Annotated in this window: 8 protein-coding genes; 6 read left to right on the top strand and 2 right to left on the bottom strand. The window is 65.2% G+C overall.

The features are described 5' to 3' along the window. Positions 1-178 precede the first annotated feature (178 nt). Both Q4P21_RS14615 and Q4P21_RS14610 read left to right on the top strand, forming a co-directional pair. A complete protein-coding gene (locus Q4P21_RS14615) occupies positions 179-1,930 on the top strand; it encodes a dynamin family protein (protein WP_303389468.1) in 1,752 nt (583 codons plus the stop codon). After that, entirely contained in the window at positions 1,927-3,540 is a 1,614-nt protein-coding gene (locus Q4P21_RS14610; protein ID WP_303389466.1) for a GTPase, read from the top strand. The genes Q4P21_RS14615 and Q4P21_RS14610 overlap by 4 nt, the downstream gene beginning before the upstream one ends. 13 nt (positions 3,541-3,553) lie before the next feature. Here the strand turns inward: Q4P21_RS14610 and Q4P21_RS14605 are convergent, their stop codons facing one another. Next, positions 3,554-4,084, bottom strand: coding sequence for a DUF1697 domain-containing protein (locus tag Q4P21_RS14605; protein WP_303389465.1), 531 nt, complete (start codon positions 4,082-4,084; stop codon positions 3,554-3,556). A gap of 32 nt (positions 4,085-4,116) precedes the next feature. Continuing rightward, complete coding sequence (locus Q4P21_RS14600; RefSeq protein ID WP_207345713.1) at positions 4,117-4,836, bottom strand: IclR family transcriptional regulator; 720 nt, start codon at positions 4,834-4,836, stop codon at positions 4,117-4,119. 255 nt (positions 4,837-5,091) lie between these two features. Here Q4P21_RS14600 and leuC point away from each other — a divergent pair, with 255 nt between their 5' ends. The 4 genes from leuC to Q4P21_RS14580 all read left to right on the top strand — a co-directional run. Continuing rightward, the gene (gene leuC, locus Q4P21_RS14595; RefSeq protein ID WP_303389467.1) at positions 5,092-6,540 is read left to right on the top strand and encodes a 3-isopropylmalate dehydratase large subunit; all 1,449 of its coding nucleotides are present in this window, start codon (positions 5,092-5,094) and stop codon (positions 6,538-6,540) included. A gap of 12 nt (positions 6,541-6,552) precedes the next feature. After that, positions 6,553-7,152 (top strand): 3-isopropylmalate dehydratase small subunit, encoded by a 600-nt coding sequence (gene leuD / locus Q4P21_RS14590; protein ID WP_303389464.1) that lies wholly within the window; start codon positions 6,553-6,555, stop codon positions 7,150-7,152. 172 nt (positions 7,153-7,324) lie between these two features. Next, the gene (locus Q4P21_RS14585; RefSeq protein WP_303389463.1) at positions 7,325-7,861 is read left to right on the top strand and encodes a MarR family winged helix-turn-helix transcriptional regulator; all 537 of its coding nucleotides are present in this window, start codon (positions 7,325-7,327) and stop codon (positions 7,859-7,861) included. Beyond that, positions 7,858-11,621, top strand: a 3,764-nt coding sequence (locus Q4P21_RS14580) for an ABC transporter ATP-binding protein (RefSeq protein ID WP_303389462.1), incomplete at its 3' end; no start/stop codon positions are given. The genes Q4P21_RS14585 and Q4P21_RS14580, both read left to right, overlap by 4 nt.

Raw genomic sequence — 11,621 nt, 5'->3', positions numbered from 1 at the left:
TCCGCTGATAAATCCGGCCCGTTGTGGTGATCCACGTTTCCAGCAGGGGCAGGCGCTGGCTGGGCAACCATTGGGCATTTACCACGCGGTAATCCCGTGCCCTGCCGCCCTGAACTGGCATGATGAAGCTGTGAACTCCACCGATTCGAGTCCTTCAAGCAGCAATGGCGCCTCTGCCTTGGTACAAGAGGCAGCCGTTGAGCTGCTGGAAAATGTGCGCACCGAGCTGGCCGGGCTGGAACTGCCGCTGGCGCTGCCGGGCGTGGACGAAGCCCGCACCACGACCACTTCTGCACTTGCGCAGCTTGATGACTACATACTGCCGCGCTGGAAAAGCCTGGACGCTCCGCTGCTGGCCGTGGTAGGCGGATCCACGGGTGCCGGGAAGTCCACGCTCGTCAACGCCCTGGTGGGTCATCCCGTGACGCGTTCGGGCGCCATTCGTCCCACCACGCGCCAACCTATCCTGTTGCATCACCCGGACGACGCCCCATGGTTCACCTCCGGCCGGGTCCTGCCCACGCTGCACCGTGTGCACGGGGAAATTGTCAAGGCGCACACACCGGCCTCGCGGGCCGGTGCTTCCCCGGACGCATCGGCGATGGCCTCTCTTGTCCTGGTGGCGGATCCTGCTGTGCCGGCCGGTGTGGCACTTCTTGACGCGCCCGACGTCGACTCCATCTCCGATGACAACCGCCAGCTGGCAGGACAGTTACTGGCCGCAGCGGATTTGTGGCTCTTTGTCACCACTGCCAACAGATACGCCGACGCCGTCCCGTGGAAACTGCTGCTGGATGCGGCATCCCGGGACATCACCGTGGCCGTCATCCTGGATCGTGTGCCCCAGGGTGCCGAAGCTGAAGTTGCTGAGGACCTGCAGGCGATGCTCCAACGCGAAGGGCTGGCCGGGGCACAGTTGTTCGTGGTCGCGGAAACTGCGCTTGATGAACTCGGCATGCTTCCGGCACACACCGTTGCGCCGATCCTTGACTGGCTGCGGGAGATCAGCGACGATTCAGCCGGCCGTGCAGACATTGTCCGCCGCACGTTGAATGGCACCGTGCGCTCCCTCTCCGGACGGCTGGAGGTTCTTGCCAGTGCCGCCACGGCACAGCAGGATGCCGGCAACCAGCTGACCCAGGACGTTGAATCCGCCTTTGCCGACGCTGCGGTTCGCATCAGCAAGGCCAGCAGTGACGGCACGCTGCTGCGCGGAGAAGTGCTGGCACGGTGGCAGGACTTCGTGGGTACTGGCGAGTTTTTCCGGGCGCTGGAATCCGGCATTGGCCGGCTGCGGGACAGGATCGGTGCCTTCTTCAAGGGCCAGCCACCGCCGGCCGTCAAGGTTGAAACAGCCATTGAAACAGGGTTGCAGGCCGTCATTGTCGATCAGGCATCGCGTGCAGCCGAAGACGCAGACCAGCGCTGGCGTGCAGATCCGGCGGGCAGGCAGCTGCTGGGCACCGATGACCTGTCTTCCACCAGCGCAGACTTCGCTGCCCAATCAGCCGCTGAAATCCGTGCCTGGCAGGGCGAAGTGCTTGAACTCATCAGGGCGGAAGGGGCAGCGAAACGCACCCAGGCCCGATGGATGTCCTTTGGCGTCAACGGCCTCGGTGTGGTCCTGATGATCGTCGTTTTCTCTTTCACCGGGGGACTGACGGGAGCCGAAGTGGGCATTGCAGGAGGTACCGCCGTCGTCGGTCAAAAAGTGCTGGAAGCCATGTTTGGCGAGGATGCCGTGCGGCGTCTGGCCAAGGAAGCCAAACTGTCTCTCGAAGCGCGCTGTGAAAATCTGCTTGAGCACGAGAAACGCCGCTTTCTGGATCGAATCGGCAACGGCGAGGACTCCCTTGACGCGCCGGCGGAGCGATTGCAGGCGCTGGCCGCGCAACTGGCCAGCCTTGGCGGAACGGGGGAGCGCGCATGAGCCGCCACCGCCAGGCCCGTGCCGAATCCAGCCTTGACCGCTCACTGGTGGCGTTGAACGAAGCACGCGAACTGGGTGAAGGCCGCCTCGACGACGCCACGCTGGAGCAGGTTTACGGCGTCCTGGAGCGCGCCTCGTCCCGCCGTTCACTGAGCGCCGACCATACTGTCGTCGGCTTCTTCGGAGCCACTGGCAGCGGAAAGTCCTCGCTGTTCAACGCCGTGGCGGGCTCGGATGCGGCACGGGTTGCCGTCCGGCGCCCCACCACTAGCGAGCCGTTGGCCATGATCTGGGGCATGCCGGGCAGTGCTCCGCTGCTTGACTGGCTTGAGGTTGCCGACCGTCGTGAAGGCACCCCCGTGCCGGGTCTGACGTCCGACGCCGGCGGGCTGGTTTTGCTCGACCTGCCTGATTTCGATTCGGTCCAGTTGGAGAACCGCGCGATCGTGGAGCGCCTGGCCGGGCAGGTTGACGTGCTGGTGTGGGTGGTCGACCCGCAAAAGTACGCTGATGCCGCCGTCCACAATGACTTCATTCGACCGTTTTCCAGCCATGCGGCTGTGACGCTTGTGGTGTTGAACCAGGTCGACAAGCTGGCTCCGTCCGAGATCAAGCCCGTCTTGGATTCGCTGGCCGCCATACTGGAGCGCGACGGCCTGGGTAAGGCACAGGTGGCTGCCGTCTCGGCCTTGACCGGTGAGGGTGTGGACGGGCTGCGCACACGCATTGCCGCCGTCGTGAAGGCGAAGGCAGCCAAGTCGGCGCGGCTGGCGGCCGATGTTGCCGTCGCCGCTCAACGCCTGGCCGAGGCCTCCGGCGAGGGCGACGCTGCCGGAGTGCACCAGCAGGATCGCAAGCAGCTCGCCGCCGGGCTGGCGGACGCAGTGCATATTGAGACGGTGGTTTCGGCTGTGGGCAGCTCCTACCGGCTCGAGGCTACCCGGCGGACCGGCTGGCCCGTGACACGTTGGATCAGCCGTTTCCGCAAAGACCCGCTGCGTCGGTTGAGCCTGCGCCGGGAGGATTCCTCCGAGCTGAACAGGACCTCACTTCCGCCGGCCGGGGCCGCCGAGCTGGCCCGGATCGACTCCTCCATCCGGGGCTTCGCCGATGCTGCCAGCGAAGGAGCCGCTGGTCCATGGCGCGCTTCCATCCGCTCGGCTGCGCGCAGTAACCGCGAGGTGCTGCCCGACTCGCTTGATCAGGCCGTGGCTGGCACAGACTTGAAAGCCAACACCGGTGCCTGGTGGTGGCCGCTGTTTGCCGTCTTCCAGTGGCTTGCCCTGCTGGTGGCCGTGGGTGGGCTGCTGTGGTTGGGCGGGCTCGCCGTGATGGGCTACTTCCAGTTCCCCGTCCCTGAAACGCCCAAGGTGGAGGGCTGGCCGTTGCCCACGCTCATGGTTTTGGCAGGGGTGGTGGTGGGGATATTCCTAGCGGTCTCCAGCAAGTTCCTGGCACTGGCCGGTGCCAAGGCGAGGGCGGCCCAGGCACGACGTCGGCTGCGTGAGAGTGTCGCCGCAGTCTCCCAGGTACTGGTGGGGGAACCCGTCGAGGCGGAGATTGCCCACTACCGTGACTTTCAGGCAGCCCTGGCCGCAGCCCACCCCTGACGGTGCGGTGGGGTTAGAGCATGGCGTCGCGGCACTTGAGGAGCGTGCGCAGGTTGCGGGTCGTCGTCGTACTTTTGTAGCGTGGCCGAGCCGAAAGTTTGCTAAACGGGTTCTCAAGGGTCCCGCCTGTGGCTGCCCGCCAAGCCAGTGCATTCGGAGCCAACCGGGCAAGTTCGGCCCCGGGAATCTCACCGGCGTGCCGGGCCAGCTCGTCAAGAACGGCCGGCTCCGCGGACAAGGTCACGTAGGCGTGGTGGGTGGCGTCGTCGTCCGGGTAGGGGCAGGCGTGGACGATGGCGGCCAGTTCCGATTCATTGACCACCACCACCCAGGCTTCATATGCAAAGGATTCGCGCAGCAGCGCCTCCACCTTGGATTTGAGCTCGGCAGCGGATGATTCTGCCGTGCACACGACGTTTCCAGAGGCCAGCAGCGTCTTGACGTTCGAGACCGGCAGCGTGGCCAAGGCTGTCCGTAGAACCGCCATCTTGATGTTGATGCCGCCAACGTTGACTCCGCGCAGGAACACCGCATAGTTCATCATTCCCACACCCTAGCCGGGAGCAACAGGTGAGGCTAGGAAGCGCTCTTGCGCAGGGCTTCGGTGAGAATACGGGAGGCGTTGCACACGATTTCAGCGTGCAGGCGACCGGGCTGGCGGGTCAGGCGCTCGATGGGACCCGAGATGGAGACGGCGGCGATGACGCGTCCGGAGGGGCCGCGCACCGGTGCTGAGACCGAGGCGACCCCGGGCTCACGTTCGCCGAGAGACTGGCCCCAGCCCCGGCGTCGGACGCCAGCTAAGACAGTCGGAGTGAAGCGGGCACCGTGCAGGCCCTCAAGCAAGCGCTCGTGGTCCTCCCAGGCCAGCAGGACCTGAGCTGCCGAGCCGGCCTTCATGGTCAGCTGCGTGCCAACGGGAATGGTGTCGCGCAGGCCGATGGGACGCTCGGCCGAAGCCACGCACACACGGGAGTCGCCCTGGCGGCGGAAGATCTGGGCGCTCTCACCGGTGGAGTCGCGCAATTGCAGCAGGACTGGGCCGGCGGCGGCGATGAGCCGGTCCTCGCCGGCGGCGGAAGCCAGCTCCACGAGCCTGGCGCCGAGTACGAACCGGCCCTGCATATCCCGGCTGACGAGTCTATGATGTACCAAGGCAAGTGCCAACCTGTGCACGGTGGGACGGGCCAAACCGGTGGCTGCCACGAGCTGTGCCAAGGTGGTGGGGCCGGCCTCAAGTGCATCGAGCACCAGGGCCGCTTTGTCAATGACGCCAACGCCGCTAGAATTGTCCATGTAATGATACTGACGTCTCATTATGTGAGATGCAAATCGAAGAATTGGCTTCCATCCAGCGGAGACTGGAACAGTGGGAGCATACAAGTCAACGAAACGGCCGACGGACCTCCCCAAATTCCATGCGAATGCGGCATCCGTCGGGAACGGATTCACCGAGTGAAGGGAGCTGCTGTGAGCGAGTCAAACACTCCCCACGCGGTGGGAAATACAGCAGTGGAAAGCGCAGCACAAGCAGCCGAGCACCTGTCCAAGGTGGCCCCGCGCAGAGCCGCAAAGACACTGGCCGAAAAAGTTTGGCGCGACCACGTGGTTCGCCAGGGCGAGGGTGTTGGCGACGCCGCCCAGCCCGACCTCTTGTACATCGACCTTCACTTGATCCACGAAGTCACCTCCCCGCAGGCTTTTGAGGGTCTGCGCCTGGCCGGCCGGCCGCTGCGCCGCCCGGATCTGACGATCGCCACGGAAGACCACAACACCCCGACACTGGCCATCGACAAGCCGATTGCCGATTTGACCAGCCGCACCCAGATCCAGACGCTGCGCAACAACTGTGCCGAGTTTGGTGTGCGCCTGCACTCGCTCGGTGACGCCGAGCAGGGCATTGTCCACGTGGTGGGCCCGCAGCTGGGCCTGACCCAGCCGGGCATGACCGTGGTCTGCGGTGACTCCCACACTTCCACTCACGGCGCAGTAGGCGCGTTGGCGTTCGGCATTGGCACCTCCGAGGTGGAGCACGTGATGGCCACCCAGACATTGCCGCTGAAGCCGTTCAGGACCATGGCCATCAACGTCGAAGGAACCCTGCGACCCGGCGTCAGCTCCAAGGACATCATCCTGGCCATCATCGCCAAGATCGGCACCGGCGGCGGGCAGGGCTATGTGCTCGAATACCGCGGCTCCGCGATCCGCGCGTTGTCCATGGACGCCCGCATGACCATCTGCAACATGTCCATCGAGGCCGGCGCCCGGGCAGGGATGATTGCCCCGGATGAGACAACCTTTGCCTACCTCAAGGGACGCCCCCATGCCCCGGTGGGCGAAGAGTGGGATGCGGCCGTTGAGTACTGGAAGTCGCTGACTACCGAGGACGACGCCGAATTCGACACCGAAGTCTTCCTGGACGCCAACACGTTGGAACCCTTTGTCACGTGGGGTACCAACCCCGGCCAGGGTGTTTCGCTGAGCGGTTCCGTGCCGTTCCCGGAGGATTTTGGCGATGAAAACGCGAAGGCTGCCGCAGAGCGCGCCCTGGCTTATATGGACCTTGAAGCAGGCACTCCCATGAAGGAGATCCGGGTCAACACGGTGTTCCTGGGCTCCTGCACCAACTCCCGCATCGAGGACCTGCGCGCAGCTGCGGACATCATCCGCGGCCGTGAAAAGGACCCCAACATCCGCATGATGGTGGTGCCCGGTTCCGCCCGCGTCCGCCTGGAAGCCGAGGCCGAAGGCCTGGATAAGGTGTTCCTGGACTTTGGTGCAGAATGGCGCTTTGCCGGCTGCTCCATGTGTCTGGGCATGAACCCGGACCAACTTGAGCCGGGCGAGCGCTGCGCTTCCACCTCCAACCGCAACTTTGAAGGCCGCCAGGGCAAGGGCGGGCGCACGCACCTCGTCTCTCCCGTAGTGGCAGCCGCCACCGCCGTCCGCGGAACCCTGAGTTCGCCGTCGGACCTTGAACCAGCACTGACCGTAGCGTAAGGAGCTAACACCATGGAAAAGTTCTCCACCCACACCGGCATTGGTGTCCCGCTGCGCCAAAGCAATGTTGACACCGACCAGATCATTCCGGCCGTGTACCTGAAGCGGATCACCCGCACCGGCTTCGAGGACGCACTGTTCTCCAGCTGGCGCAAGAACCCGGAATTCATCCTGAACCAGGAGCCGTTCTCGCGGGGGTCGGTGCTCGTTGCCGGCGCCGATTTCGGCACGGGATCCTCGCGCGAGCACGCGGTTTGGGCGTTGAAGGACTACGGTTTCAAGGCTGTGCTGTCCTCGCGCTTCGCCGATATTTTCCGCGGCAACTCCGGCAAGCAGGGGCTTGTGGCCGCAGAGCTGGCCCAGGATGACATCGAGTTGATCTGGAAGGTGCTCGAAAATGCACCCGGCACCGAAGTCACCGTGGACCTGGAAACCAAGCTGGTCACGGCTGACACGGTGGTTGTCCCGTTCCACGTCGACGACTACACGCGCTGGCGCCTGCTCGAAGGCCTGGACGACATTGGCCTGACGCTGCGCAACGAACCGGACATCACCGCGTTCGAGGCCACCCGCCCGGCCATCAAGCCCACCACGCTGCCGATCAAGGTCTGATTTTCGCAGCTTAAGCGCTCCGGGGGCTGTAGTGGTGATGCGACGTCGCTATAGCGGGGTCCGTGGACCACAACAGCCCCCGCAGTGCTTTGGCAGCTGGATTGTGGCTCTGCCGGAAAATTCATCGCATGAAACTAGTTCGATGACCGAACGAAGTGCCTAATATTAACAAGTGGAAACACGGCTGGACGTCAGAGGTGAGCCGGATGCCGCAATTGCGGCTGTTCGGTCGCTGGTGCGCGTGTCCCGGCTGCTGGAGCGGTCTCTGGACGAACTCAGCCTCCCGCACTATCGGGTATTAGCTGCCATCTCGGCAGGGGAGGAACGTGCATCCCGGGTTGCCGCCCGCTTGGAACTGGGCCGACCCGCCGTGAGCGCGGCCGTCGCATCCTTAGCTGAACGAGGCCTGCTGGTCCGGACGGATGTTGCCGGAGACCAGCGGGCGGCGGGGTTACGCCTGACTGAAGCAGGTGCACAGACGCTGGCCCGCGCAGACGCGGCCATGTCGGCGGCACTGCGGATCCTTGCTGCGAAGACGAATGACCCCGAGGGGATGCTGGAAACGCTGGGCCGGCTCAACGAAGCAGTCAGCGAAACGTACGCCCAGCGCATGGCCGGGCTGACCGGTGTCGAACCGGGGACAGTTCAAGAGGCGTCGCCATCGAACGTCTCCGCTTCCGTGCACGCAAATGGACCGGCTGTACGGTGACCCAGCTCAGGGATGCCGCCACAGATACTGGCATGCAGCCGGCGGAGAAGAACCGGGCGAAGAATCAGGGCTGGGTGCGCCGGCTCTGGGGCTACCTCATGCGGCACAAGGCAGACATGGTGATTTCGTTTGCCGCTGCGGTGCTCGGCAGCACCGCCCAAACGATTGTTCCGCTGATCACCCGGCAAATCGTGGACAACGTCATCCTGATACCGTCCTCTCCGCTGTGGCCGTGGCTGGCCCTGCTCATCGCCCTCGGCGCAGCCACGTTCGGATTCTCATACCTGCGCAGGTACCACGGAGGCCGAGTGGCGCTGTCGGTGCAATACGACCTCCGCAACGACATGCAGAAGCACCTGCAGACGATGGACGCCGGCAACCTGGACAGGATGCCCACCGGCCAGCTCGTGGCACGCGCAAATTCAGACTCCGCCCTGGTCCAGGGACTGCTCGCGTTCCTGCCCATGATGAGCGGGAATCTGCTCATGATGCTGTTATCCATCGCCGTCATGCTGTACCTCTCGCCGCTGCTGGCAATCATCAGCCTGGTCATGGCACCGGCGCTGCTCCTGGTCTCCTACCGCATGCGCTGGAGGGTTTTCCCTGCTACCTGGGACGCCCAACAGCGTGAGGGCGAGGTGGTGCAGATTGTCGATGAGAGCGTCAACGGCGTCCGCGTGGTCAAGGCGTTCGGGCAGGAAGCGCATGAGATCGGCCGGATCGCGGACTCTGCCGGGAAGCTCTACGGCTCCCAGATGCGCGCCACCCGCATCCAAGCCCGGTACCAGCCGCTGCTACAAGCCATCCCGTCGCTGGGCCAGGTGGCCGTCCTCGCCGTCGGCGGCTATTTCGTCCTGCACCAGCAAATCACGCTCGGCACGTTCCTGGCGTTCTCCACCTACGTGGCCCAGCTCATGGCGCCGGCACGGCAACTGGCCGGACTGCTGACCATCGGCCAGCAGGCGCGCGCCGGCATGGAACGCATCTTCCAGCTCCTTGACCTCAAACCGGCCATCGCCGACGCCCCCGATGCGCTGGAGTTGGCCGACGTCGCCGGGGACATCGAGTTCCGCAACGTCACCTTCAGCTACACCGGGACGGACGACGGCGGCACCAAGACTGTGCTGGAGAACGTCACCTTCCACATCAACGCGGGGGAGCGCGTTGCCCTTGTCGGCCCGAGCGGCAGCGGAAAGTCCACCGTATCCTTGCTCGTTTCACGGTTTTACGACCCCCAATCCGGCACGGTGCGGATCGACGGCCACAACATCCGTAACCTCGCGCTGAATCCGCTGCGCCGCCGCATTGGAACAGTATTTGAGGAGAGCTTCCTGTTCTCCGATACCGTCCGGGCCAACATTGCCTATGGCCGCCCGGATGCCACGGACCAGCAGATCGAGGAAGCTGCCCGGATCTGCCAGGCTGAGGGCTTCATCCGGGCACTTCCCGCGGGCTACGACACCCTGGTGGGCGAGCGCGGACTGGTCCTCTCCGGCGGGCAACGGCAGCGGATCGCCTTGGCCCGGGCCATCGTGGCAGACCCGCGCATCCTCATTCTTGATGACGCCACCAGTGCCGTGGATGCCAGGACTGAGGAGGCCATCCATGAGGGGTTGCGCGAAACCAGCGATGGGCGGACCATGCTGCTGGTCGCCCACAGGCTCTCCTCCCTGCATCTCGCCGACCGCATCCTGGTGTTCGACGGCGGACGGATCGTCGCCGGGGGCAGTCACGAACAGCTGATGGCCACCAGCGCCATCTACCGGTCGCTGCTGACGGGATTCACGGACGACCCGGAAGCTCCGCCGCCGGCCGGAGCCGGAATCGAGGCGCTCGCCGCCTACAACGCACGCAAAAAGGCCCGAGACGCTGCAGCATCCGGTGGGGGCACCACCGCTGCCGCATGGGGCGAGCCGCATGAATCCGGAGCCGCAGCGTCGAATGGATCGGCCATCGGTGCACCCAGCATCGGAGCCGGGCTGGGCCGCGGCGGAGGGGGCAGCTGGCGGCGCAACCTGGCACCGACCCCGGAACTCTTGGCCCGTGTCGCCGGGCTGAGGCCGGTCAGGGACGTGGCCGCCGTCGACCTTGATCGGGAAACACGGCCGGAGCCACATTTCAGCCTGTGGGGTCTGCTGCGGGAGTTCCGCCGCCCGCTGCTGCTCGGCCTTGTGCTGGTGGTGCTCGACGCCGCAGCCTCGCTGATTGGCCCGGTGCTGGTGCGCACGGGGATTGACCAGGGTGTGGGCCAGGGGCTGGAATCCGTGCTGTTTGCGGCGTCGGGCATCTACCTGGTCGCCACACTGGCGGACTTCATCATCATGGTCGGTGAAACATTCGTCACCGGCCGCACGGCGCAGCGGATCATGCTGTCCCTGCGGATCAGGATCTGGGCCCAGCTGCAGCGCCTGTCCCTTGACTACTACGAACGCGAAATGTCCGGGCGCATCATGACCCGGATGACAACGGACGTGGATCAGTTCGAGTCGCTGATCCAGAATGGGCTGCTGTCCGCGCTGGTGGCCTTCGTGACATTCGCCGGTGTCGGCACCGCCCTGGTTATCTTCAATGCCGAATTGGCGCTCTGCGTCTTCGCCGTCGTCGTGCCGCTGGCCATCGCCACGGTGCTGTTCAGGCGCAAGGCCGCGGGGCTGTACGACCGGTCGCGTGACCGCATCGCCGTCGTCAACGCGGACTTCCAGGAGAGCCTTGCCGGGGTACGCGAATCGCAGGCGTTTGTGCACGAGGCGCTCACCGTCGAACGGTTTCAAGGTTTCGGCCAACGGTATCTGGAGTCCCGGCTGGCGGCGCAACGGCTGGTCGCCACGTACTTCCCCTTTGTTGCGTTCCTGTCCGACGCCGCCGCTGCGATTGTGCTGGGCGTCGGTGCGGGCATGGTCACTGGGGGAGCGTTGAGCACGGGCGCGCTGATCGCGTTCCTGCTGTACATCGACATGTTCTTCTCTCCGATCCAACAGCTTTCCCAGGTCTTTGACGCTTGGCAGCAGACGAGGGTGTCGGTGCTGCGGATTGCGGACCTGATGAAGATGGACACGCTCACACCCAATGCGGCCGGCGCAGCTGACCCGGGCCGGCTCGACGGCGAGTTGGTCATGGCCGGGGTCCACTTCAGCTATCCGTCCGAGCCGCTCCAGCGCAGCGGCCGCCCCGCCCTTCGCGGACCTGCGGATTCCCGGCAGATCGGTCCGGCGTATGCGGGTCTCAGCAAACCTCCCGAGGCGATCCGCGGCCTGCACCTGCAGATTACGCCCGGGGAGACGGTGGCATTGGTGGGGGAGACCGGGGCTGGCAAATCCACCGTCATGAAGCTCCTGATCCGCTTCTACGACCCCGATGCCGGCAGCGTCCGCGTCGACGGAAAGGAGCTGCGCGGGCTGGACCTCACCGGGTACCGGCGGCAGCTGGGCTATGTCCCGCAGGAGGCGTTCCTTTTTACCGGCTCCATCCGCGACAACATCGCCTACGGTCGCCCGGACGCCGATGACGCAGTGGTGGAAGCTGCCGCGCGGGCCGTGGGGGCACACGATTTCATTGCCACGCTCGACGGCGGCTACCGGCATGAGCTGGCCGAGCGCGGGCGTTCGCTGTCGGCGGGGCAGCGCCAGCTCATTGCACTGGCACGGGCGGAGCTGGTGGACCCGGCCATCCTGATGCTCGACGAGGCAACCTCCAACCTGGACCTCGCCACCGAAGCCAAAGTCAGTGCCGCCATGCACCGGCTGTCCAAGGGCCGCACCAC

The organism is Arthrobacter sp. (genome assembly GCF_030540645.1).
In the GTDB taxonomy this organism is placed as follows: domain Bacteria; phylum Actinomycetota; class Actinomycetes; order Actinomycetales; family Micrococcaceae; genus Specibacter.
The sequence above is the reverse complement of the archived record's forward strand: the minus strand, read 5'-3'. Positions and strand labels throughout refer to the sequence as shown.

Excerpts from the sequence above, each read along its gene's own strand:
- Q4P21_RS14610 (WP_303389466.1), top strand. The coding sequence starts at position 1,927 with ATGAGCCGCCACCGCCAGGCCCGTGCCGAATCCAGCCTTGACCGCTCA.
- Q4P21_RS14605 (WP_303389465.1), bottom strand. The coding sequence starts at position 4,084 with ATGATGAACTATGCGGTGTTCCTGCGCGGAGTCAACGTTGGCGGCATC.
- Q4P21_RS14600 (WP_207345713.1), bottom strand. The coding sequence starts at position 4,836 with ATGGACAATTCTAGCGGCGTTGGCGTCATTGACAAAGCGGCCCTGGTG.
- leuD (WP_303389464.1), top strand. The coding sequence starts at position 6,553 with ATGGAAAAGTTCTCCACCCACACCGGCATTGGTGTCCCGCTGCGCCAA.